Here is a 22044-nt window from a genome sequence, read left to right as displayed (position 1 = left end):
GGGTGGATATCAGTATGACTTGGGCAGGCCCAGGGTGTGGTGCGAGACGAAGTTGAGGATCATCTCACGGCTGACCGGAGCGATCCGGCCCACGCGGGACGCGGTGAGCAGGGCGGCCAGCCCGTACTCGGTGGTGAGCCCGTTGCCGCCGAGTGTGTGCACGGCTTGGTCGACGGCCTTGGCCCCGGCCTCGGCGGCCGCGTACTTCGCCATGTTGGCGGCCTCGCCCGCCCCCATGTCGTCGCCCGCGTCATAGAGGTAGGCGGCCTTCTGCATCATCAGCCGGGCGAGTTCCAGCTCGATGTGGGCGACCGCGAGCGGGTGGGCTATCGCCTGGTGGGCGCCGATGGGGGACTGCCACACCTGGCGGGTGCGGGCGTACTCGACGGCCTTGTCCAGAGCGAACCGGCCCATGCCCAGCGAGAACGCGGCGGTCATGATCCGCTCCGGGTTGAGGCCCGCGAACAGCTGCAGCAGCCCGGCGTCCTCGTCGCCGACCAGGGCGTCGGCCGGCAGCCGCACATCGTCGAGGAAGAGCTGGAACTGCTTCTCGGGAGCGCCCAGTTCCATCTCTATCTGCCGGTATTCGAACCCCGGTGTCTCCCGGTCGACGATGAACAGACACGGCTTGAGCTTGCCGGTGCGCGCGTCCTCGGTGCGGCCGACGATGAGCGTGGCGTCCGCGATGTCCACACCCGAGATGAAGACCTTGCGCCCGGTCAGCAGCCAGTCGTCGCCGTCGCGGCGGGCGGTGGTGGTGATGCGGTGCGAGTTGGAGCCGGCCTCGGGCTCGGTGATCCCGAAGGCCATCCGCAGCGACCCGTCAGACAGCCCCGGCAGCCAGCGGCGCTTCTGTTCCTCGGTGCCGAAGCGGGCGATGACGGTGCCGCAGATGGCGGGGGAGACGATGAGCAGCAGCAGTGGGCAGCCGGCCGCGCCCAACTCCTCCAGCACTATGGAGAGTTCGGCCATGCCGCCGCCTCCTCCGCCGTACTCCTCGGGGAGGTTCACCCCGAGATAGCCGAGCGCGCCTGCCTCCCGCCACAGCTCGTCGGTCTGCTTCCCCGCGCGGACGGCCGCGGTGAAGTAGTCGCGGCCGTAGCGCCGGCCGAGATCCCCGACGGCGGCACGCAGGGCGCGCCGCTCGTCGCTTTCCAGGAGTGCGCTGTCGAAGGTGCCTTGGCTGGTGGTCATGGGCGTGCTTCCTCCTTGACGACGGCGAGTACGGCGCCGACGTCGACCTGACGGCCGACCTCGGCGTTCAGTGCGGTGAGCGTTCCCGAGGCGGGAGCGGTGATCCGGTGCTCCATCTTCATCGCCTCGAGCCAGAGCAGCGGGCGGCCCGCTTCGACGTGGTCGCCGACGGCGAATTCACCGATCCGGATGACGGTGCCGGGCATGGGAGCGAGCAGCGAGCCCGGCTCGGTGCCGCTGACCGGTTCCGGGAAGCGCGGTAGGGCGGTGAAGGCGAACGCGCCGAGTGCGCAGTCGACATGGACCCGGTCGCCGTAGACCGCCACGTCGAACGCGCGGCGTACCCCGTCCGCCTCCAGGACGACCTGGCCGCGTTCCGCGTGCAGCAGCCGCACCCCCGGATGGTCCGGGGCGTCCAGGCCGGAACGGGTGAGGCGGTACCGGACCTCGTACGGCTCGGCGCCGGGCACCGTCGCGTAGTTCTTGGTCTGCGGCTGGGAAGGGACGTTTCGCCAGCCGCCGAACGCGGAGCGGCCCGACGCGTCGGACAGCGCGGCGGCGAGCGCCGCCAGCCGTACGGGACCGGTGTCCGCGCCGTCGCCGGCCAGTACCGAGCTGTGCTGTTCCAGGAACGCGGTGGAGTGCCGGCCCGCCGCGAACTCCGGGTGCCGCAGCACGCGCACCAGCAGCTCCCGGTTGGTGACCGGGCCGTGCAGCCGGGCACGTTCCAGGGCGCGGGCGAGCAGCCGTACGGCCTCGTCCCGGGTGTCGGCCCAGGCGATGACCTTGGCGAGCATCGGGTCGTAGTGCACGCCGATGGTGTCGCCGCTCACCACCCCTGAGTCGAGCCGCAGTTCGGGCAGTTCGGGCAGCTCCATCCGGTGCAGGACGCCGGACTGCGGCTGCCAGCCGCGTGCCGGGTCCTCGGCGTACAGCCGGGCCTCGATCGCGTGGCCCTGCGGCGCGGGCGGCTCCGCCGGCAGCGCGGCGCCCTCGGCTATCCGCAGCTGGAGCTGTACGAGGTCGAGTCCAGTCACACATTCGGTGACCGGGTGTTCGACCTGGAGGCGGGTGTTCACCTCCAGGAAGAACGGACGGCCGCCCGGCGTCACCAGGAACTCGACGGTGCCGGCACCGGTGTAGCCGATCGCGCGGGCGGCCGCGGAGGCGGCGTCGTGCAGCGTACGGCGCAACTCGTCGCCGATGCCCGGCGCCGGGGTCTCCTCGATCACCTTCTGGTGCCGGCGCTGCACCGAACAGTCCCGTTCGCCGAGCGTCCACACCGTTCCATGGGTGTCCGCGAGGACCTGCACCTCGATATGCCGGCCCGTCTCCACGAACGGCTCGACGAAGACCTCACCGTCGCCGAAGGCCGAGGCCGCCTCGGCACGCGCCGCGGCCAACTCCTCGTCCAGCAGCGCGAGATCCCGCACGATCCGCATGCCGCGCCCGCCGCCGCCGGCCGCCGCCTTCACCAACACCGGGAGGTCGTCCGGACCGATCGACTCCGGCCGGAGACCGGTCAGCACCGGAACGGAGGCCGCCGACATGATGCTCTTGGCGCGGGTCTTGGACCCCATGGACTCGATCACGCCGGGGGACGGGCCGATCCAGACCAGCCCCGCGTCGAGCACGGCCTGGGCGAAGCCGGCGTTCTCGGAGAGGAAGCCGTATCCGGGGTGGACGGCGTCCGCACCCGCCGCCTTGGCGGCCGCGACGATCAGATCGCCGCGCAGATACGTGTCGGCGGGAGCGTTCCCCGGCAGGCGTACGGCGGTGTCGGCCTCCCGTACGTGCGGGGCGCCGGCGTCCGCGTCGGAGTACACCGCGACCGTGGCGATCCCCAGGTCACGGCAGGTGCGGAAGACCCGCCGGGCGATTTCGCCGCGGTTGGCCACCAGAACGGACTCGATCATCACTGCCCTCACATCCGGCATCACTGCCCTCACATCCGGAAGACGCCGAAGCCGCCACGCGCGCCCTCGACGGGCGCGCCGTGCAGGGCTGACAGGCACAGGCCGAGTACGGTCCGCGTGTCGCGCGGGTCGATGACGCCGTCGTCGTAGAGCCGTCCGGACAGGAACATCGGGAGCGACTCGGACTCGATCTGCTGCTCGACCATGGCGCGCAGCGCGGCGTCCGCCTCGTCGTCGTACGGCAGTCCCTTCGCCGCCGCCGACTGGCGGGCGACGATCGAGAGCACCCCGGCGAGCTGGGCGGGCCCCATCACGGCGGACTTGGCGCTGGGCCAGGCGAAGAGGAAGCGCGGGTCGAAGGCCCGGCCGCACATGCCGTAGTGGCCGGCGCCGTAGCTCGCGCCCATCAGGACCGACAGATGCGGGACCTTGGAGTTGGCGACCGCGTTGATCATCATGGCGCCGTGCTTGATGATCCCGGCCTGCTCGTACTCCTTGCCGACCATGTAGCCGGTGGTGTTGTGCAGGAAGAGCAGCGGGATGTCCCGCTGGTTGGCGAGCTGGATGAACTGCGCGGCCTTCTGCGATTCGGCGCTGAACAGCACGCCCTGCGCGTTGGCGAGGATCCCGACGGGGTAGCCGTGCACCTCGGCCCAGCCGGTGGCCAGGCTCGGCCCGTACAGCGGCTTGAACTCGTCGAACCGCGAGCCGTCGACGACGCGGGTGATCACCTCGCGGGGGTCGAAGGGCGTCCGCAGATCGCCGGGGACGATACCGAGCAGCTCGTCCTCATCGTGCAGCGGCGGTTCGACGGACGCCCGCGGGGCCGGGCCCTGCTTGCGCCAGTTGAGGCGGGAGACGACGCGGCGGGCGGTCCGCAGGGCGTCGGGCTCGTCGAGGGCGTAGTAGTCGGCGAGACCGGAGACCCGAGCGTGCATGTCGGCGCCGCCCAGCGACTCGTCGTCGCTCTCCTCGCCGGTCGCCATCTTGACCAGCGGCGGTCCACCGAGGAAGACCTTCGACCGGTCCTTGACCATGATCACGTGGTCGGACATGCCGGGGATGTACGCCCCGCCCGCGGTCGAGTTGCCGAAGACGACGGCGATGGTGGGGATCCCGGCGGCCGACAGCCGCGTCAGGTCCCGGAACAGCGCGCCGCCGGGTATGAAGATCTCCTTCTGGCTGGGGAGATCGGCGCCGCCGGACTCGACGAGGCTGATCACCGGCAGCCGGTTGGCGAAGGCGATCTCGTTGGCGCGCAGCGCCTTCTTCAGCGTCCACGGGTTGCTGGCGCCGCCGCGCACGGTCGGGTCGCTGGCGGTGATCAGACACTCGACGCCCTCCACGACGCCGATGCCCGTGACCAGCGAAGCGCCCACCGGGTAGTCGCTGCCCCAGGCGGCGAGCGGTGAGAGTTCGAGGAACGGGGTGTCCGGGTCGAGCAGCAGCTCGATGCGCTCGCGGGCGGGCAGCTTGCCGCGCTTGCGGTGCCGCTCCACGTACTTCGCTCCGCCGCCGTCGATCGCGGCGGTGTGCGCGGCGTCGACCTCCGCGAGCCGGGCGAGCATGGTCGCGCGGTTGGCCGTGTACTCCTCGTCCGCGGTGTCCAGGAGAGTCATGCGCCGGCCCCGTCCTCTTGCGCGGATGCGGCGTCCGCCGACTCCGGCGCATTCACGGATCGAGGAGGGTCCACCGGCCTCGGCCGGGTCGGGGACTGCGGTTCGCGACCCGGTCCTGCCGGTCCCGCGAAGGCCTGTGCGATCTCCAGCCAGCGGTCCGCGTCCTCCCCCTCGGCGCGTACGGCCAGGTCGTCGCGGTGCCTGCGCTGGGTGGCCAGCAGACAGAAGTCGATCATGGGACCCGTCACCCGCTGCTCGGCGTCCTCGGGCCCGTACGTCCACAGCTCGCCGTCGGGCGCCGTCAGTTCGACCCGGAACTCCTCGGCGGGCGGCTTCAGTCCCCGTACGAAGTACGCGTAGTCGCGGGCCCGCACACCGATCCGGGCCACGTGCCGCAGCCGCCCGGTCGGCTCGCGCCGGGCGTCCAGGGCGTCGGCGACGTCCTGGCCGTGCGCCCAGGTCTCCATCAGCCGCCCGGTGGCCATCGAGGCGGCGCTCATCGGGGGCCCGTACCAGGGGAAACGCGTGCCGGGCGGCTGAGCGGCCAGGGCGTCGAGGAGGGCCTGGCGGCCCGTGCGCCAGCGGTTCAGCAGCTCGGCCGGCGGCAGCGACGCGCCCTTGCGGGCCTCGTCGTCGACGAACGTCTCGAACGTCGCGGCGGCCCGCTCGGTCTCCCGGGCGAACGCCTCGGGGTCGGTCACCGAGATCAGGGCGACGCCGTCGGTCCAGGCGAGGTGGGCGATCTGGTGGGCGATCGTCCAGCCCTCGGCGGGGGTGGGCGCCGCCCAGCGGTCCGCCGGGAGCGGCGCCACCAGCCGGTCGAGGTCTTCGCTCTCGGCCCGCAGGTCGACGAGCACGGACAGTGGATCGGCCATGACCACCCCTTGTTGACACCCGGTCAGCAACGTTGTGGGTCAGAGACTGGCAGTGCCGCCAAGAACAATCAAGCGTGCATGCATGATTTTCTGGCCGCACACGAAAACCGCCCATCGCCCCCGCGCTGGTGCGCAGGGGCGATGGGCGGTGCGAGCAGTGTCGCGTTCGCGCGCTGATCCGAGAGGGGTGGCCGCTCGGCCGGGCGTCAGGAGGCGCGGGCCGCCCGTCGCGCATCGAGCGCGAGCTTGCGCTCGTCGAACTTCACGGCCTGGTCGTTGAGGCCGCCCATGAACATGCCGAGCTCTTCCTGTGCCCGCAGTCCGTCCGGGCTCAGGCCGCTGACCTCGAGGACCTTGAGGTGGCGCAGCACCGGCTGCAGCACGTCGTCGTGGTGGATGCGCAGGTTGTAGATGCCGCCGATGGCCATCCGGGCCGCCGCCCGCTCGAAGCCGGGCATGCCGTGACCGGGCATCCGGAACTGCACGACGACATCGCGGATGGCCTGCATCGTCAGGTCGGGAGCGAGCTGCAGTGCCGCCGCGAGCAGGTTGCGGTAGAAGACCATGTGCAGGTTCTCGTCGGTCGCGATCCGGGCCAGCATCCGGTCGCAGACCGGGTCCCCCGACTGGTGTCCGGTGTTGCGGTGCGAGACGCGGGTGGCCAGCTCCTGGAAGGCCACGTAGGCCACCGAGTGCAGCATGCTGTGCCGGTTGTCGGACTCGAAGCCCTCCGACATGTGCATCATGCGGAAGCGCTCCAGCTCGACCGGGTCCACGGCACGGCTGGTCAGCAGGTAGTCACGCATGACGATGCCGTGCCGGCCCTCTTCCGCGGTCCAGCGGTGCACCCAGGTGCCCCAGGCGCCGTCGCGGCCGAAGAGCGAGGCGATCTCGTGGTGGTAGCTCGGGAGGTTGTCCTCGGTGAGCAGGTTCACGACGAGCGCGATCCGGCCGATGTCGGTGACCTTGGACTGCTCGGGGGCCCAGGCCTCGCCGCCCATGATCCCGTCGAAGTTACGGCCGTCGCTCCACGGCACGTACTCGTGCGGCATCCATTCCTTGGCTACGGCGAGGTGACGGTTGAGCTCGGTCTCGACGACCTCTTCCAGGGCGTACAGCAGCCGCGCGTCACTCCATGTGTCCGATCCGGGACGGTGGGATTCGGTGATGGTCACGGTGGCTCCTGATGGCTGGCAAGGCACCTACGGGGACGTAAGTTACGCTACCGTAGGTTATGAGTCGCCGAAAAGGCAACCGTCGCCCCGCTGGGTGTATGGAACGACTACCGACAGATACGGAATGACTAGCTCCGCGCGGACAGCTCGCGCAGCCGCACGGACAAGCACGTGACGCAGCCCTCCAGCTTCTCGAATTCGCTGATGTCGACCAGCACCGGCCGGTATCCCAGGCCGCTCAGCAGCTCCGCGCTCCGGGGAGCGCTCGCGGCCATGAGCAGCACATTTCCGCCGAGGAGCACCACGTGTGACCCACCCTCCTCCGGCATCGGTCGGAAGTGCGTAAAGATGGCCGGATCGTCGACCAGTGGCGGATATCCGATGATCGTTCCGTCCGGCAGGGCCGTCACCGCCGATTTCAGGTGCAGCACCTTCTTCACCGGGACGCCGACCACCCGCGCGCCCAGCGGCTCGAAGGCCGCACGCAGCTGCCGCAGGCCCTCCGCGTTGGTGCGCCCGCCCTGGCCGACGTAGATGGTGTCCCCGACCTTCAGGACGTCGCCGCCCTCCAGCGTCCCGGGCTCCTGGATCCGCCGCACCGAGCAGCCGAGCGCGACCGCGGCCTCCTCGGCGCCGGCCGTCTCCGGGCGCCGTGTGGGGGCGCCGGGGCGCGAGATCAGCGCCACGTCCCGGAACACGACCATGGTGTCCTCGACGAACACCCCGTCCGGGCAGTCGTCCGCCGGGGCGGCCTCAGTGGTCTCCCAGCCGTGCTCGGCCAGGACGGCGGTGTAGCGCTCCCACTGCCGCAGCGCGAGGGCGGGATCGACGGGCGAGCGCTCGATGTGCGTGACCAGGCCCTCGGCCAGGCGCGGACCGGGACGGCGGACGATCGCCTTCTTGCTGGGCATATAGGATCTGCTCCCTGATGAGTGCCACTCTTGTTGCCAAGGATCTTGCCGCAGGACACGGGGACCGAGTCCTGTTCTCCGGCCTCGAACTCGTCGTCGCCCCCGGCGATGTGATCGGCCTGGTCGGTGCCAACGGCGCCGGCAAGTCGACGCTGCTGCGGCTGCTCGCCGGGCTCGACACCCCCGAGCAGGGTGTGCTGCGGCTGAGCCCGCCCAGCGCCGCCGTCGGCCATCTGCCGCAGGAGCCCGAGCGGCGTCCCGGGGAGACCGTACGGGACTTCCTCGCCCGCCGTACCGGCGTCGCCGCCGCGCAGAGCGCGCTCGACGCCGCCACCCAGGCCCTCGTCGACGAGGCTCCCGGCGCCGACGACGCGTACTCCACCGGCCTGGAGCGCTGGCTCGACCTCGGCGGCGCGGACCTGGAGGAGCGCTCCGAGGAGGTCGCCGCCTCGCTGGGGCTGGCCATCGGCCTCGACCAGCAGATGACCTCGCTCTCCGGCGGCCAGGCCGCCCGCGCCGGCCTCGCCTCGCTGCTCCTCAGCCGCTACGACGTGTTCCTGCTCGACGAGCCCACCAACGACCTGGACCTCGACGGCCTCGACCGGCTGGAGAAGTTCGTCAAGGGGCTCCGCGCCGGCACCGTCGTCGTCAGCCATGACCGCGAGTTCCTCAGCCGCACCGTCACCAAGGTCGTCGAACTCGACCTCGCCCAGCAGCAGGTGAACATCTACGGCGGCGGCTACGAGGCGTACCTGGAGGAGCGCGAGGTCGCCCGCCGGCACGCCCGCGAGGAGTACGACGAGTTCGCCGACAAGAAGTCCTCCCTCGAAGCGCGCGGACAGATGCAGCGCTCGTGGATGGACCAGGGTGTCAAGAACGCCCGCCGCAAGGCGACGGACAACGACAAGATCGGCCGCAAGTTCCGCAGCGAGGCGTCCGAGAAGCAGGCCGCGAAGGCCCGCCAGACGCAGCGCATGATCGAACGCCTCGACGTCGTCGAAGAGCCCCGCAAGGAGTGGGAGCTCAAGATGGAGATCGCCGCGGCGCCCCGGTCCGGGGCCGTGGTGGCGACGCTGCGCGGAGCCGAGGTCCGCCGCGGGGACTTCACGTTCGGCCCGGTGGACCTGCAGATCGACTGGGCGGACCGGGTCGCGATCACCGGCGCCAACGGCTCCGGCAAGTCCACGCTGCTTGCCGCGCTGCTCGGCCGGCTCCCGCTGGACGCCGGCAACGCGGCACTCGGCCCGGGCGTCGTCGTGGGCGAGGTGGACCAGGCCCGCGGACTGTTCTTCGGCGACGAACCGCTGATGGACGCGTTCTCGCTGTCGGTCCCCGACCTGGAGCCCGCCGACGTGCGGACGCTGCTCGCCAAGTTCGGCCTCAAGGCCGCGCACGTGCTGCGCCCCGCGGCGACGCTGTCGCCGGGGGAGCGGACCCGTGCCGCGCTGGCCCTGCTGCAGGCCCGCGGCGTCAATCTGCTGGTCCTCGACGAGCCGACCAACCACCTGGACCTGCCCGCGATCGAGCAGCTGGAGTCGGCGCTCGCCTCGTACAACGGCACGCTGCTGCTGGTCACGCACGACCGGCGGATGCTGGACGCGGTGAGCACCACGCGGCGCATCGAGGTCGCGGACGGCCGGGTCTCCGAAGCCTGATCCGGGCGGGGTTCCGCGCGGGGTCCGCCGCGCGGAACCGGAATGCCGTGGGCCACGTCCAACCCGTGACCGTTCAGGAACCGGGAGACCGGGAGGCCGTCGGATGCGCGTATGGGTAGGGGCAGTTGCCGTGGTGGCGCTGCTGAGTGCGGCCGGCTGCGGTGCGGATCATCCGTTGACGAACGACAAGAACAACGGGCTCCGCTGCGACTCCATCGTCGTGGGCGAGTCGTCGGACGGCACGCACATCTGCCTCGACGTGGGCAGCTCGGTACGCGTCTCGCTGCCGGGTGCCGGCTGGGGCCCGGTGACCACGTCCGGTGCCGGCCTGACCGAGATGTCCGCCGACACCTTCCGCGGCTCCTCCCGCGGCATCGTGAAGCTGACCGCCGCTCGGAAGGTCTGCCCCGCGCCTTCGGCGCCCGGCATGGTCTCCTGCCACGCCCTGCAGGCATGGACCGTGACGGTCGGCGTGCGGCAGCCATAGACACGGACCCGGACAGGCTGTGGGGGCCTGCCCGGGTCCGTCTGACGTCCTTCGACTTCCTTGCGGGACTACCTCAACCAGCCGTGGTTCAGCTGATGTTGAGGGCGGTGTCGTCGAGTACGAAGCTCGTCTGGAGGCTGGAGTCCTCGGTGCCGGTGAACGTGACCTTCACCGACTGCCCGGCGAAGGAGGAGAGGTCGAAGGACTTCTGCGCGTAGCCGGTGTTCTTGTTGAGGTTGGAGTACGTGGCCAGCGTGGTGGTGCCGGCCTTCACCGTCAGGTTGTCGTAGGCGGTGGAGGTGGTCGTCTCGGCGGTGTCGATGTGCACCCAGAACGTCAGGGTGGCGTGGCAGCCGCTGGGGACCGTCACCGTCTGGGCGAGCGAGTCGGTGTGGGTGGAGCCGTAGCCGTTGAGCCACGCCTTCCAGGAGCCGGAGTGGGCGGCCTCACTGGCGCTGTTGTCGACCACGCCGGCGGTGGCGGTCCAGGGACTGGCGGTGCCGGTCTCGAAGCCCGGGTTGCCGAAGAGCTGCGAGGTGCTGCAGCCGCCGCCGACCGGGTTGACGACCCAGGTGAAGGACGCGCTGCCGGTGGCGTTGGTGCCGTCCTTGGCGGTCACCGTCACGTTGTAGGTCCCGGCGGTGGTGGGCGTACCGCTGATCAGGCCGGTGGAGGGGTTGATCGTGACGCCCGGCGGAAGGCCGGTGGCGCTGTAGGTGAGGGTCTGTCCGCTGCCGGAGTCGGTGGCCTGGATCTGCAGGGAGACCGCGGTGTTGACGGTGCTCGACTGGCTGCCCGGGTTCGTCACGGTGACGGTGTTGCCGCCGGTCGAGCCGTTGGTGAAGGCGGCCGTGCCGTTGGGGGTGCCGAGACCGGTCGGGCCGTCGTAGCCGGCCTTGGCGGTGCACAGGTAGCTGCTGCCGCAGGAGCCGTTGGTGCCGGTGGTCACGTCGTTGAGCGACGAGGCGTGGGCGTAGGGGTACGAGGCCGGGGTGGTGCCCGCGGCCGGGGTGCCGGCGAGGGCGTAGACGGAGGCGATGATCGGCGCGGACGCGCTGGTGCCGCCGTACACGTTCCAGCCGCTCGCCTGGTAACTGTTGTAGACCGCGAGGCCGGTGGCCGGGTCGGCGACCGCCGAGACATCGGCGACGGTGCGCTTGGCACAGCCGGTGTCGGTCTGCCAGGAGGGCTTGGGGTCGTAGGCGGAGCAGCCGGAGCCGGCGCCGTCGCCGCTGGTGCTGCCCCAGACCTTCTCGGTCCAGCCGCGGGGGGTGCTGGAGCGGCTCAGCGAGGTGCCGCCGACCGCGGTGACGTACTGCGAGGCCGCCGGGTACTCGACGCCGTAGCCGCTGTCACCGGAGCTGACGGTGATCGCGACGCCGGGGTGGTTGAAGTACGAGGCGTCCGAGCTGGGGTCGGTGGAGTCCTCGCCGCCGCCGTAGCTGTTGGAGACGTACTTGGCGCCCATCGTGACCGCGCGGTTCACCGCGGCGCCCAGGTCCTCCATGGACGCCGTGGCCGCCTCGACGAGCAGGATGTGGCACTGCGGGCAGACGGCGCTGACCATGTCGACGTCGAGCGAGATCTCGCCCGCCCAGCCGGCGTCGGCCGGCGGGTAGCTGGTGCCGCCGTTCTGGTCGACCTTCTTGAAGCACCCGTTGGCGGTGGTGCAGGCCGGCAGGCCGTACGTGCTGCGATACGAACCGAGGTCCGCCTCGGCCTTGGGGTCGTCGTTGGCGTCGATGATCGCGACGGTCGCACCGGCACCGGCCGAAGGCAGGGCGTATGCGCTCTGCAGGTCAGTGGGGCCGTAGCCGGACGGGAGCGCGTTCGGGGCGAGGGTCAGGTGCTGGACCAGGTCGGTGCGGGCGAGTGCGTGACAGGCCATGTAGCCGGCCTGGGTGGGCTCCGAGCAGAGCCGCTCGGTGTGGGCGGTGGAGCTGCTCGCCGCGGCCGGGGCGGCCGTTGTGGGGGCGGCCGACGCGGTGGCCGGGCCGGCGACGGCCAGCATGCCGACGGAGGCCAGGGCCGCCGCCGACAGGACGGCGGTGACGCCGCGACGGGTGAGGCGTCCGGCGCGGGTGGGGGTTCTCGATGGCAATGAACAGCCCTCCATGGGGGGATCGGTCCCGGCGGCGGGCAACCGTCCACGGCAGTGTCATGGTCATGACACTGCCTGATGAAGAGAACGCCGCAGGGCTTCGCGTGGCGCACGTTCATTGGAGAGGAATGCGGCGGCGAGGGTGACGCCAACGCTGGGGGAACAACTGCCACCCCGTTCAGTGGTGGCCAACGCTGAACGTAGTGACACCTGCCCCAAGGGACTACCGGGCAATGGCAAAGTCTTCCTTTCGGTGGGTGATCCCGGGCGTATAGCTTGAGCGCTCATGGAGTTCGAAGAGGGTCCGGTCAACGACCTTGTGGCGCTGGGGCTCGCGCGGTACGAGGCACGCGTCTACCTCGCGCTCGTCAGACGCGAGTCGTACACCGCGGCGGAGGTGGCCCGCGAGGCGGACGTTCCCCGGCAGCGGGTCTACGACGTCCTCGACGCGCTCGTGCGCCGACGGCTCGCCGTCGCACGGCCCGGCCGGGTGGCGACGTTCTCCGCGATCGCGCCGGAACTGGCGATCGCCCGGCTGATGGCCCTTCAGCGGGAGTCGCTGGAACGGCTGGACCGGGTCTCGGCCGGGCTCGCCTCCGCGCTGCTGCCGATCTGGACCGACGGGCGCACGCACACCGATCCGCTCGACTACATCGAGGTGCTGCGCGACCCGAAGGTGATCGCCGAGCGTTTCGCGGACATCCAGGAGCAGGCCGGCCACGAGCTGCTCAGCTTCTGCAAGCCGCCCTTCGTCGCCCCCGCCGCCAACACCGAGGGCATCAAGGTCGTCCGCAGACTGCGCAAGGCCGGGGGAACGGTCCGGGCGATCTACACGCACGACGCGCTCGGCGACGCGGAAGTCCTGGAGAACGTCCGCCGGTTCGGCGAGGCGGGGGAGGAGGCGCGGTTCGCCGCCGAACTGCCGATGAAGCTGATCATCGCGGACGCCTCGCTGGTGCTGTGCGACATGCCCGACCCGGTGGCCGGAACCGGCTCCACCACCGCGCTCTTCATCGAGCACCCGGCCCTCGCGGGCTGTCTGCGCCTCGCCTTCCTGACCGTATGGGGGAGCGCCGAGACCCGGCCCATGGATCCGCCGTCGTGAGCAGTGCGGGGTTCCGACCGGGCTGGGGCGGCTCGGCCGGCGTGGGCGGCGCCGCCCGGCCGGGGTGGCCGGGACGCGTTCGGTCGCGCGTCACGGGAGTTAAAGTGGCCGCGTGGCCGTGTTCCTGCTCGGAGTCGGTGCCGCCTGCTGCCTCGGACTGGGTTTCGTACTGCAGCAGCGCGCGGCGCAGCGTGCCCCGCTCGCGGACTTCCTCTCCTTCCGACTCCTCCTCGATCTGATCAGGATGCCCCAGTGGCTGCTGGGCATGGCACTCATGATCGGCGGCCAGGTGCTCGGGGCGCTGGCCCTGGCGCGCGGCGAGGTGTCCCTCGTCGAACCGCTCCTCGCGACGAATCTGCTGTTCGCCCTGGCGCTGTCCAGATGGCTGTCGGGGCAGCCGCTGGGCCGGAGCGGCTGGGCGGGAGTCGCCCTGCTGGCCCTCGGCGTGACGGCGTTCATCGTCGCCGGGCAGCCGGCCGGCGGCGGCCCGGAGGCGGGAGCGTTGCGCCACTGGCTGGTGCTGGGGATCGTCGTCGGGCTCGCGCTGCTGCTGGTGGCCTGTGCCAAACGGCTGCCCGCCTCGTCCGAGGCGACCCTGCTGGCGCTGGCGGCCGGCCTGCTCTACGGGCTGCAGGACGCGCTGACGCGGATCTGCGGTGAGTTGGCCCGGGAGGACGGCGTCCAGATACTGGCGGTGCACTGGCAGCCGTACGTGGTCGCGGCGATCGGGCTCACCGGACTCGTCCTCGTCCAGAGCGCCTTCGAGACCGCCCCGCTGCGGATGTCGCTGCCCGCGCTGACGGCCGCACAGCCACTGGCGGGCATCGCCTGCGGCATCGGCTTCCTCGGGGACCGGCTGCGGGTGACACCCGGGGCGCTGGCCTGGGAGGCGGCCGGGCTCGCGGCGATCACGGTGGGGGTGGTGCTGCTGGGACGGCACCCGGCGATGCCGTGCGCGCAGTCCGACGGCCAGCCGGAGAAGGAATCCACGACGAGCGCGAGCTGAGGGTCGAGCCGTTCTGGCGGCCGAGTACGCGCCCGAACTGGTCGACGTCGCAGTTTCGCAGGGGCTCTCAGGCCCGGTCCCAGCCGGCTTCGACCCCGAGGAACCGCCCCAGATCGGCGACCTCGGCCTCGATGCCGCGCACGACGACGGCGTCGAGCGGCGGCCGGAACGGGTCGACGCGGACGGTGAGCCGGTCGCCGCTACCCCGCTCGTGCCGCCAGACGCCGACCACCTCGCCGTCCAGCAGCACGCACGGGGTGAGGAACCCGCCGCCGGTCGCGACGAGACGGGCGAAGGACGGGTCCAGCAGCAGATCCCGGTCGTGGTAGCCGAGCAGATACGGGTCGAAGTGCCCGATCAGCCGGACGGACGGGTTCGGCGGCCGTGGCGCGTCCGTGCCGGCCCCCACCCACAGCGGGCCGTCCGGTCCCGCGATCTCCGCCAGGTACTCCCCGGCCGCCTGGAACCCGCGCCGTGCCTGGCCGGCCGGCAGCCCCGACCACTTGGCGAAGTCCTTGTCGGTCGCGGGTCCGTAGGCGGACACGTACCGCTCGGCGAGCGCGGCCAGGGCCTCGGTCCCCGACAGGTCCGGCCCGGCGACGCCGTCGAGCCACTCCTCGCGCAGGACATAAGTCGACTTGTCACCGTCGGCCTCGGGTCCCCGGCACACCAGGCCCGTCGCCGCCGCGTACAGCATCAGATGGGCCGGCGCCTGGCTGCGCGGATCCAGGGTGAGGCCGAACTCGCCGAGGCCGCGCACGATGTCGTCGCGGAGCATCGGCGGGCGCCCGGCCAGCACCTTCTCCAGCGCGGGAAGCGCGCGGGCGCAGGTCTCCTCGTCCAGACCGAGCCGCAGTCGTCTGCCGCGCTGCGCGGCGGTGGCACGCGGGCCCAGTAGCGACGTCATCCAGCGCACGTCCGCCGCCGGGACGGCGTGCAGGGTGCCGCGCATCAGCCACGTACGGACCAGCGACCGGTCACCGGCGCCGCACGCCGCGTCGACGTCCCCGGCGGTGAGCCCCGAGGTCCTGGCGCGTACCTGCAACCGGCACGCCTTGGCGTCCTGCGCCTGCAGCGCGCCGGCCCGGCGCGCCGCCTCGACGACCCCGGCCCCGTCGCGCGGGCCGGCCAGCCCCTGCGCATGCACGCGCCAGGACCGCACCTGGGCGGGCGTCAGTTCCGGCATGGACCCCATCCTGCCGCACCTGCCGCCCAGGACTTGTGCATCCGGTCACGAACGGCCCGTTGACCCACCGTCGGCGAGCGACCGTGTCACCCCTTGCCGAAGTGCTCCAGCGGGAAGGCGCCGGAGGCCAGGGCGGTCTGGGTGAAGGATCCGGCCAGTTCGGTGAGGCGCGCGACGCCGGTGGCGCCGAGGTGCTCGTACGGGGCCCGGTCGACGCGGTCCGTCGCGGCTTCGATGTCCCGCCGCAGCTCGACGCCCGCGTCGGTGAGCTCGCCCGCCGTGTCGAGCAGCCCGCGCTCGCGCAGCCGGTCCTGGGCGGCGGCCCACTGCTCGGCCGTCCAGCCCCTGCTGGCCTGGACGAAGCGGGGGGTGAAGCCCTTGCCGGTCGCGGTGTGGCTGACGATGGCCTCCAGGCCGTCGAGTTCGGCCGCTACCAACGCGGCGAGGTGCCCGTCGCCCCGGTGCTCGCGCAGCAGCGTGGCGGCGTGCCAGAGCGCGAGGTGCGGCGCCGTCGGCACCGGCAGGTCGGCGTTGGCGGCGTAGAGCGGGCGGGCGGCCCGGTCGCAGGCCTCGGAGGCGCGCAGCGCCAGAGCGGCGGCCTCCGCCATCTCGGGCGAGGCGACGGTGTCCGCGCCGAGCAGCCGGGTGAGCGCGGTGTCGACGGCGCGCAGCCGGGCGTCGATGACGGCCTCGGGGGTGGCGATCGTCCAGGCGCGCGGGATGTGCCGGGCCACCAGGTCGTGGTTGAAGTTGTAGAAGGTCGCGGTGACGGTACCGGCTCCGACGGCCCCCAGCGGCGCCGCACGGCCCGCGAAGTACGTCATGCTGCCGGGTTCGAGGCCGAGCCGGGAGAGTTCGGCGGTGAACTCGGGCGAGAAGTACGTACTGGAGTGCAGCGGGTTGAGAGTGTTCTGACAGCGGCGCGACGCGCGGGGGTCCGAAGCGGTAGTAGTCATGGCCCCCAGGTTACCGACTGGTCAGCATGCTGCCGATAGGCATGCATACGTTCCGGCCACCGCGACGAAAAACGTTGCACGAGAGGTTCCAGAATCATGAATCGGTGGAAGGAACGGAAGCAAAGTGTCGAGATCGATAGTATTGACGTGTCAGCTGTACGTCCTACGGAGGCCCTGATGTCCACCGACATACCCGCACGCATGCTCCCGGTCACGGACCGGACCCGTCATCGGCGGCTGCGGGAGCAGGGCAGCGTGTCCCGCGACGACCTGGACGCGGTACTGGGCGCCGGCTTCATCTGCCATCTCGCCGTGGTGGTGGACGGCTCGCCGCTGGCGGTCCCCACGGTCTACGGGTTCGACGCCGCCGCCGACACGCTCTATCTGCACGGCTCGGCCGCCAGCCGCAGCCTGGTGCAGTCGCCCGGGGCGTCCGTCTGCGTCACCGTCACCCACATCGACGGTCTGGTGCTGGCCCGGTCCGTCTTCGAGCACAGCGTCAACTACCGCAGCGCGATGGTGCTCGGCGTGCCGCGTGCCGTCACCGATCCCGACGAGAAGCTGCACGGGCTGCGCGTCCTGGCCGAGCAGTCCGCGCCCGGCCGGTGGGACCACGCGCGCGGCCCGTCCCGCAAGGAGCTCGCCGCCACCACGCTGCTCGCGCTGGGGATCGACGAGGCCTCGGTGAAGACCAGCACCGGTCACACCGACGACGCCGACGGCCCCGACGGCGAACTGCCCGTATGGGCCGGGGTGCTGCCGCTGCTCCACACCTGGGGCGAGCCCGAGCCGGACCCGGCCCTGCGGGCCGGCATCCCGCTCCCGCCGCACGTGGCGGAACGGGCGGGCACGCAGGCGGGCTGACCATCCGGGGTGGTCTCCGCGGGACTGATCCCAGAAACGGATATCCGGGCCGGTTCAGCCCGCCGTCGGCGACCAGTCGAAGCGGGCGGGCCGCCCCTCAAGGAACGCGGCCACGCCCTCGGCCGTGTCCCCGCTCGCGCGCGCCTGCCGCTCCCAGTGCTCGATCCGCGCCGGGTCCAGGCCGGGCGCCGCGAACTCCTTCGCCGCGGCCTGGGTGAGCTGCGAGCGCGAGGCCAGGACCGCGGTGAACTCCGCGACCCGCTTGTCGAGTTGCCCGTCAGGGAGCACCTCGTCGACGAGCCCGGTCCGCAGCGCCCGCTCATGGTCGATCAACTCGGCCGAGAACAGCAGGTACTTGGCGGTCGCGGGCCCGACCAGGCCGACCAGTCGCCGGGTGGACGAGGCGGCGTAGACGATGCCGAGCCGGGCCGGGGTGACGCCGAAGCGCGCTCCCTCGGCAGCGAACCGCAGATCGCAGGCGGCGGCGAGCTGGCAGCCGCCGCCCACGCAGAAGCCGCGCACGGCCGCGACCGTCGGCTTGGGGAAGGCGGCCAGCGCCTCCTCGGCCCGGACCGCCGCGTCCTGTGTCCTGGCGGAGCCGCTGCCCGCCTCCCGCAGCCCTGAGATGTCCGCGCCCGCACAGAAGGTGCCGTCAGCGCCGGTGAGCACCAGGACCCGCACGGCGGGATCGGAGGCGAGCCCGTCCAGCAGACCGGGGAGCGCCTCCCACATCTCCGTGGTCATGGCGTTCCGCTTCGCCGGATTGCTGATCGTCACCGTTGCGGTGCCGTCCGCGATGTCCAGCAGCAGTCCGGGCTGTGGGCCGGGCTTCGGGCCGGGCTCGGGCATCCGGGCTCCCCTTCCGTATGTTCCGTGCGGCGTGATGTTCCGTTCGGCGTGGGTGTGGTGCGCAGGTGGCCGATCATCGGATCCTATCCGCGAACAAATAGGAGTAAAAAGGCTATACGGGACATTCATTCGACCGAGGCGAGGAGGCGGACGTGGCCGCACTCAGGAAGCGGGACCCGCGACCGGAGGCCCGGATCAGCCGCAGTTTCGGATGGCTTGCCGCACTCGGCGCCGTCCTGGTGCTGTGCGGGCTGTTCGGTCTCGCCTACACGGCCTTCGCCACCCTCACCTCGGTGCTGCTCTTCGGCTGGCTGCTGCTGATCGGGGGCTTCGTCGGCCTGCTGCACGCCGTCCAGTCACGCGACACGAACTTCTTCTGGCTCGCGCTGGTCGTCGCGGCGCTGAACCTGGCGGCGGGGGTCGTCGTCATCCGCAGGCCGGACGGCACCGCCGCGGCACTGACGATGTTCGCCGCGCTGCTCTTCCTGACCGGCGGGGTGTTCCGGCTGTTCGGCGGCCTGGTGGTGCGCGGACCGCAGACGCTCTCGACCGTGGTGCAGGGCGCGGTCGGCATCCTGCTGGGCGTCCTGGTGCTGGCCAACTGGCCGGAGAGCAGCCGCTACGTCCTCGGCTTCTTCTTCTCCCTCATGCTGCTCTTGGACGGCCTCGGACTGATGGCCGGCGGTATCGGCGGCCGGCGGGTCGTCGGCATGGTCACGGACGCCCGCACCGAGGCGGACGCCCAGGCGGAAGCCCGGCGGGAGGCCGTTGCGGGGGCGGGCCCGGAATCCGCGGCGTCGGCGGGACCGCCGAATGACCCGATGGTGGAACATTCCACGAAGCAGGAACAAGGCGATCGGAATCGGTCGCCCGAGTGACAAAAGTCTTTCGCTGATGGACATGAAGCGCCGAAAGGTGCGGACTTACGGGCACCCGCCCAGTGAACTGCCCCCCACTCCGGAGACTCGATCCGTGAGGCGGATCTCGCCGTCGGCCCGACAGCGGGCAGCGGCAAGAACTGCGGGGACACGTCACACGAAGGCGATGGTGGATGCCGTCATGGAGGTCCGCGGGAGCGTCCCGCCCGATCCGGCGACGGCCGAGGTGCCGGTCGATCCGGATGATCCGGGTGGTCCTGGCGCTTCGGGCGGGCCAGGCGGTCCGTTCGCTCCGCCGCCGCCGTACGCCGGGGCGTGGCGTTTCACCGCACCGGCGGTGGACTCCTCGGTACCCCAGGTCCGGCACGGTGTCCGGGATCTCATCACCGACCGGAAGGTGCCCGTCGGCGACGATCTGATGGCCGGCATCCTGCTGATCGTGTCGGAGCTGGTGACGAACGCGGTCCGGCACGCGGCGCTGCTGTCGCCGCAGATCACCATCGAGGTCGCGGTGGGCCCGGACTGGATCCGGGTCGGCGTCGAGGACAACCACCCCTACCGTCCCAAGGCGCTGGAGGCGGAGTACGGCGACACCGGCGGCCGCGGCCTGCTGCTGGTCAAGGCCATCACGGCGGAAGCCGGCGGCATGTGCGACGTGACGCACACTGACTCCGGCGGCAAGGTGATCTGGGCGCTGCTGCCACTGCCGTTCCCGAACTCCTGAGACGTGCCCGAACCCCTGAGGCTGAACCCCTGAGGCCGCGGAGCCGGTCCGCCGGGCCCGCTCCGCGGAGCCGCCCCGGCGGATCAGCGCGTTCCTACCAGCCGGCGTCGCCGGTCAGCTCGCGGATCGCGGGCAGCGACGCGTCCCACACCGTTCCGAACCAGGCGGAGAACGGCCCGCGCTCGCGGATCTCCTCCAGCTCCGGCGGCGTCACGAACGCGGTCTCGCCGATCTCCTCGGGGTCGGGCCGCAGCTGCGCCCGTACGAGGCCGACGAACAGGTGGTTGAACTCCTGCTCGACCAGCCCGGACGCCGGGTCCGGGTGGTTGTAGCGGACGGTGCCGGCCTCCCGCAGCAGCGCGGGAGCCGTTCCCAGCTCCTCGGCGGTGCGGCGGGCGGCGGCCACGAACGGCGGCTCGGCCGGGTACGGGTGCCCGCAGCAGGTGTTCGACCAGACGCCGGGGGAGTGGTACTTGCCCATCGCCCGGCGCTGGAGCAGCAGCCGGCCCTCGTCGTCGAAGAGGAAGACGGAGAAGGCGCGGTGCAGCCGGCCGGGGGCCAGATGAGCGGACAGCTTCTCGGCGGTGCCGATCGTCACACCGGCCTCGTCGACCAGCTCCAGCATGATCGGTTCCGCGACCCCGTTGCTGGAGGGATCCGTCGCGGGGGTGCCGGGCCGGCCGGTGGCGGGACTGGTTGGCATGTCCATCCTTCGCATTCGACGACAAGTCCTCAGTCTGCCTCACGCGCCGCTCACCGAAGTGGTTGCACCGCATGCTCCCTGTCACCCGGACGGGGTCGCTGGCACACGTGTGCCTCACGTTCCGGATGCCGGTGCGACGGCATGACGCACAGTGGCGGGGCCGCTACCGGTGACCCCCGTCGTCCGCGATGAGCTGCGGCGATGAAGGGCGCGAGAGCCGCGTCGGTGTCACCCGGACGGCCGGGTACGGCCACCGCACGGCCGCTGTTTGTTGCTGGCGCCCGGATCGACCATGATGATCACGTCATTCGCACGGCGGGGAGGGCCCCGGCGAAGCGCACGAGGAAGCAAACGGGTGGTGAACGGCCGCTTCCGCGGATCCGATAGCCTCTGCCGACCGCCGTCCACACCGGCCCGCCCACCGCCGTCCTCGCCGGCATCCCCACATGTCCAGGGAGTGAGTTCCTCTGCCGACCGCCATCCTCACCGGCCCGCCGGCTCCGGCGTCGCCGCTCGAGGGCGACCTGAGGTCGCTCGGATTCGACGTGATCGAAGCGCCGGAGTCCGGAAGCGAGTCCGAAGCGGCGGCCGGCGGTCTCGCGGCACGTATCGCCGCGGTGCCCGCCACCGACCGGGTGGCGATCGTCGACCGGCGCTTCGTCGGCCACACGCACGCGCTGCGGCTGGCACTCACGGACCCCCGCTTCGACGCCTCCGCCGTTCCCGGCGCGCTGGCCGTCCAGGCCGCGGCGCGTCCCGCGCTGGTCAGGGCGCTCGCCGCCGGGCCGGCCGAGGGTCTGCTGCCGGATACCCTCGCCACCGCCATCGAGGCCGAGGGGGTGGCTCCGCACCGCCCTGAGCTCGGTGTCCTGGTCGCCGCCGTACCCGCCTCGGACGCCGACCGGGCCGAAGCCGCAGCGGCCGTCGCCGCGGTCGACGGGGAGAAGGTCCGGCTGCGCAACGCCGTCAAGGCGCGCGACGGCTTCTTCACCACTTACTGCATCAGCCCGTACTCCCGCTACCTCGCGCGCTGGTGTGCCCGCCGCGGGCTGACCCCCAACCAGGTCACCACAGCGTCCCTGCTCGTCGCGCTCATCGCGGCCGGCTGCGCGGCCACCGGCACCCGGCCGGGCTTCGTCGCCGCCGGTGTCCTGCTGATCGCCTCGTTCGTCCTGGACTGCACCGACGGGCAGCTGGCCCGCTACTCGCTGCAGTACTCGACGCTCGGCGCCTGGCTCGACGCCACCTTCGACCGGGCCAAGGAGTACGCGTACTACGCCGGCCTCGCGCTCGGCGCGGCCCGAGGCGGTGACGACGTGTGGGCGCTGGCGCTCGGCGCGATGGTGCTGCAGACCTGCCGGCACGTCGTCGACTTCTCGTTCACCGAGGCCAACCACGACGCGACGGCCAACACGAGTCCGACCGCCGCCCTGTCCGACAAGCTCGACAGCGTCGGCTGGACGGTCTGGGTGCGCCGGATGATCGTGCTGCCGATCGGTGAGCGCTGGGCGATGATCGCGGTGCTCACCGCCGTCACCACGCCCCGCATCACCCTGACCGTGCTGATCATCGGCTGCGCGCTCGCCGCCTGCTACACCACCGCCGGCCGGGTGCTGCGCTCGCTCACCCGCAAGGCGGTCCGCACCGACCGGGCCGCCCAGGCGCTCGCCGAGCTGGCCGACAGCGGTCCGCTCGCCGAAGCCGTCGCCCGCGCCACCGGGCCGCTCGCCCGCCGGCTGCCGTCCTTCACCGCCCCCGCCCTCGCCCTGCTCGGCGCCGCCGCGCTGTTGGCGACCGCGGCGATGGCCCCCTGGGGCAGCTGGGGGGCGGTGCTGGCCGC

At 72.0% G+C, this 22044-nt stretch carries 19 protein-coding genes; 8 read left to right on the top strand and 11 right to left on the bottom strand.

Annotated features, from left to right (window positions below; all coding sequences use genetic code 11):
- Nucleotides 1-9 precede the first annotated feature (9 nt).
- The 6 genes from O3W51_RS36475 to ddaH form a co-directional block, all read right to left on the bottom strand.
- Nucleotides 10-1194, bottom strand: coding sequence for an acyl-CoA dehydrogenase family protein (locus tag O3W51_RS36475; RefSeq protein WP_138355743.1), 1185 nt, complete (start codon nt 1192-1194; stop codon nt 10-12).
- Nucleotides 1191-3110, bottom strand: coding sequence for an acetyl/propionyl/methylcrotonyl-CoA carboxylase subunit alpha (locus O3W51_RS36470; RefSeq protein WP_138355744.1), 1920 nt, complete (start codon nt 3108-3110; stop codon nt 1191-1193). The genes O3W51_RS36475 and O3W51_RS36470 overlap by 4 nt, the downstream gene beginning before the upstream one ends.
- Nucleotides 3111-3139: 29 nt before the next feature.
- Entirely contained in the window at nt 3140-4729 is a 1590-nt protein-coding gene (locus O3W51_RS36465; RefSeq protein ID WP_269288428.1) for an acyl-CoA carboxylase subunit beta, read from the bottom strand.
- Nucleotides 4726-5604: a TIGR03084 family metal-binding protein gene (locus O3W51_RS36460; RefSeq protein WP_138355746.1), complete on the bottom strand. Its 879-nt coding sequence runs from the start codon at nt 5602-5604 to the stop codon at nt 4726-4728. The genes O3W51_RS36465 and O3W51_RS36460 overlap by 4 nt, the downstream gene beginning before the upstream one ends.
- A 206-nt stretch (nt 5605-5810) precedes the next feature.
- On the bottom strand, nt 5811-6779 hold the full coding sequence (locus tag O3W51_RS36455) for an acyl-ACP desaturase (RefSeq protein ID WP_138355747.1): 969 nt from the start codon (nt 6777-6779) through the stop codon (nt 5811-5813).
- A 128-nt stretch (nt 6780-6907) separates the two neighbouring features.
- Nucleotides 6908-7690, bottom strand: a complete 783-nt coding sequence (ddaH, locus tag O3W51_RS36450; protein WP_138355748.1) for a dimethylargininase — start codon at nt 7688-7690, stop codon at nt 6908-6910.
- A 17-nt stretch (nt 7691-7707) separates the two neighbouring features.
- Between ddaH and O3W51_RS36445 the strand changes: the two genes are divergently transcribed.
- Nucleotides 7708-9345 (top strand): ABC-F family ATP-binding cassette domain-containing protein, encoded by a 1638-nt coding sequence (locus O3W51_RS36445; protein ID WP_138355749.1) that lies wholly within the window; start codon nt 7708-7710, stop codon nt 9343-9345.
- A gap of 103 nt (nt 9346-9448) precedes the next feature.
- A complete protein-coding gene (locus tag O3W51_RS36440) occupies nt 9449-9832 on the top strand; it encodes a hypothetical protein (protein WP_138355750.1) in 384 nt (127 codons plus the stop codon).
- Between the two features lie 88 nt (nt 9833-9920).
- On the opposite strand, the gene O3W51_RS36435 is transcribed toward O3W51_RS36440, so the two are convergent.
- Nucleotides 9921-11843 carry a putative Ig domain-containing protein gene (locus O3W51_RS36435; RefSeq protein ID WP_232485555.1) on the bottom strand — a complete coding sequence of 641 codons (1923 nt, stop codon included), beginning with the start codon at nt 11841-11843 and terminating at the stop codon, nt 9921-9923.
- Nucleotides 11844-12219: 376 nt separating this feature from the next.
- Here O3W51_RS36435 and O3W51_RS36430 point away from each other — a divergent pair, with 376 nt between their 5' ends.
- Nucleotides 12220-13038, top strand: a complete 819-nt coding sequence (locus tag O3W51_RS36430) for a TrmB family transcriptional regulator (protein ID WP_138355752.1) — start codon at nt 12220-12222, stop codon at nt 13036-13038.
- 112 nt (nt 13039-13150) lie between these two features.
- Nucleotides 13151-14044: a DMT family transporter gene (locus O3W51_RS36425; protein WP_138355753.1), complete on the top strand. Its 894-nt coding sequence runs from the start codon at nt 13151-13153 to the stop codon at nt 14042-14044.
- Nucleotides 14045-14111: 67 nt separating this feature from the next.
- On the opposite strand, the gene O3W51_RS36420 is transcribed toward O3W51_RS36425, so the two are convergent.
- Nucleotides 14112-15230: a winged helix DNA-binding domain-containing protein gene (locus O3W51_RS36420; RefSeq protein WP_198358101.1), complete on the bottom strand. Its 1119-nt coding sequence runs from the start codon at nt 15228-15230 to the stop codon at nt 14112-14114.
- Nucleotides 15231-15316: 86 nt separating this feature from the next.
- Nucleotides 15317-16186: an SCO6745 family protein gene (locus tag O3W51_RS36415; RefSeq protein ID WP_138355755.1), complete on the bottom strand. Its 870-nt coding sequence runs from the start codon at nt 16184-16186 to the stop codon at nt 15317-15319.
- A gap of 177 nt (nt 16187-16363) precedes the next feature.
- Here O3W51_RS36415 and O3W51_RS36410 point away from each other — a divergent pair, with 177 nt between their 5' ends.
- Entirely contained in the window at nt 16364-17050 is a 687-nt protein-coding gene (locus O3W51_RS36410) for a pyridoxamine 5'-phosphate oxidase family protein (RefSeq protein WP_164295579.1), read from the top strand.
- A 54-nt stretch (nt 17051-17104) separates the two neighbouring features.
- Here O3W51_RS36410 and O3W51_RS36405 read toward each other — a convergent pair whose 3' ends face one another.
- Nucleotides 17105-17899, bottom strand: coding sequence for an enoyl-CoA hydratase/isomerase family protein (locus O3W51_RS36405; protein ID WP_164295578.1), 795 nt, complete (start codon nt 17897-17899; stop codon nt 17105-17107).
- A gap of 152 nt (nt 17900-18051) precedes the next feature.
- On the opposite strand from O3W51_RS36405, the gene O3W51_RS36400 reads away from it, so the two are divergent.
- Together O3W51_RS36400 and O3W51_RS36395 are read left to right on the top strand one after the other, a co-directional pair.
- The gene (locus O3W51_RS36400; RefSeq protein ID WP_244809511.1) at nt 18052-18777 is read left to right on the top strand and encodes an HdeD family acid-resistance protein; all 726 of its coding nucleotides are present in this window, start codon (nt 18052-18054) and stop codon (nt 18775-18777) included.
- Nucleotides 18778-18958: 181 nt separating this feature from the next.
- On the top strand, nt 18959-19501 hold the full coding sequence (locus tag O3W51_RS36395) for an ATP-binding protein (protein WP_138355772.1): 543 nt from the start codon (nt 18959-18961) through the stop codon (nt 19499-19501).
- A gap of 94 nt (nt 19502-19595) precedes the next feature.
- Here O3W51_RS36395 and idi read toward each other — a convergent pair whose 3' ends face one another.
- On the bottom strand, nt 19596-20204 hold the full coding sequence (gene idi / locus O3W51_RS36390) for an isopentenyl-diphosphate Delta-isomerase (protein ID WP_138355758.1): 609 nt from the start codon (nt 20202-20204) through the stop codon (nt 19596-19598).
- A 467-nt stretch (nt 20205-20671) separates the two neighbouring features.
- Between idi and O3W51_RS36385 the strand changes: the two genes are divergently transcribed.
- The coding region (locus O3W51_RS36385) for a DUF5941 domain-containing protein (protein ID WP_269288450.1) at nt 20672-22044 on the top strand (1373 nt) is incomplete at its 3' end.

Source organism: Streptomyces sp. H39-C1, assembly GCF_027158125.1.
Taxonomy (GTDB): Bacteria; Actinomycetota; Actinomycetes; order Streptomycetales; family Streptomycetaceae; genus Actinacidiphila; species Actinacidiphila fildesensis.
This window is presented reverse-complemented; position numbering and strand designations above follow the sequence as displayed.

What these genes read in the sequence shown, in the direction of transcription:
- O3W51_RS36420 (WP_198358101.1), bottom strand. Translation starts at nt 15,230, where the DNA reads ATGCCGGAACTGACGCCCGCCCAGGTGCGGTCCTGGCGCGTGCATGCG.
- O3W51_RS36405 (WP_164295578.1), bottom strand. Translation starts at nt 17,899, where the DNA reads ATGCCCGAGCCCGGCCCGAAGCCCGGCCCACAGCCCGGACTGCTGCTG.
- idi (WP_138355758.1), bottom strand. Translation starts at nt 20,204, where the DNA reads ATGCCAACCAGTCCCGCCACCGGCCGGCCCGGCACCCCCGCGACGGAT.
- O3W51_RS36445 (WP_138355749.1), top strand. Translation starts at nt 7,708, where the DNA reads ATGAGTGCCACTCTTGTTGCCAAGGATCTTGCCGCAGGACACGGGGAC.
- O3W51_RS36475 (WP_138355743.1), bottom strand. Translation starts at nt 1,194, where the DNA reads ATGACCACCAGCCAAGGCACCTTCGACAGCGCACTCCTGGAAAGCGAC.
- O3W51_RS36415 (WP_138355755.1), bottom strand. Translation starts at nt 16,186, where the DNA reads ATGACTACTACCGCTTCGGACCCCCGCGCGTCGCGCCGCTGTCAGAAC.
- O3W51_RS36395 (WP_138355772.1), top strand. Translation starts at nt 18,959, where the DNA reads ATGGAGGTCCGCGGGAGCGTCCCGCCCGATCCGGCGACGGCCGAGGTG.
- O3W51_RS36465 (WP_269288428.1), bottom strand. Translation starts at nt 4,729, where the DNA reads ATGACTCTCCTGGACACCGCGGACGAGGAGTACACGGCCAACCGCGCG.
- O3W51_RS36440 (WP_138355750.1), top strand. Translation starts at nt 9,449, where the DNA reads ATGCGCGTATGGGTAGGGGCAGTTGCCGTGGTGGCGCTGCTGAGTGCG.
- O3W51_RS36435 (WP_232485555.1), bottom strand. Translation starts at nt 11,843, where the DNA reads ATGCTGGCCGTCGCCGGCCCGGCCACCGCGTCGGCCGCCCCCACAACG.
- O3W51_RS36470 (WP_138355744.1), bottom strand. Translation starts at nt 3,110, where the DNA reads ATGATCGAGTCCGTTCTGGTGGCCAACCGCGGCGAAATCGCCCGGCGG.
- O3W51_RS36460 (WP_138355746.1), bottom strand. Translation starts at nt 5,604, where the DNA reads ATGGCCGATCCACTGTCCGTGCTCGTCGACCTGCGGGCCGAGAGCGAA.
- ddaH (WP_138355748.1), bottom strand. Translation starts at nt 7,690, where the DNA reads ATGCCCAGCAAGAAGGCGATCGTCCGCCGTCCCGGTCCGCGCCTGGCC.
- O3W51_RS36410 (WP_164295579.1), top strand. Translation starts at nt 16,364, where the DNA reads ATGTCCACCGACATACCCGCACGCATGCTCCCGGTCACGGACCGGACC.
- O3W51_RS36430 (WP_138355752.1), top strand. Translation starts at nt 12,220, where the DNA reads ATGGAGTTCGAAGAGGGTCCGGTCAACGACCTTGTGGCGCTGGGGCTC.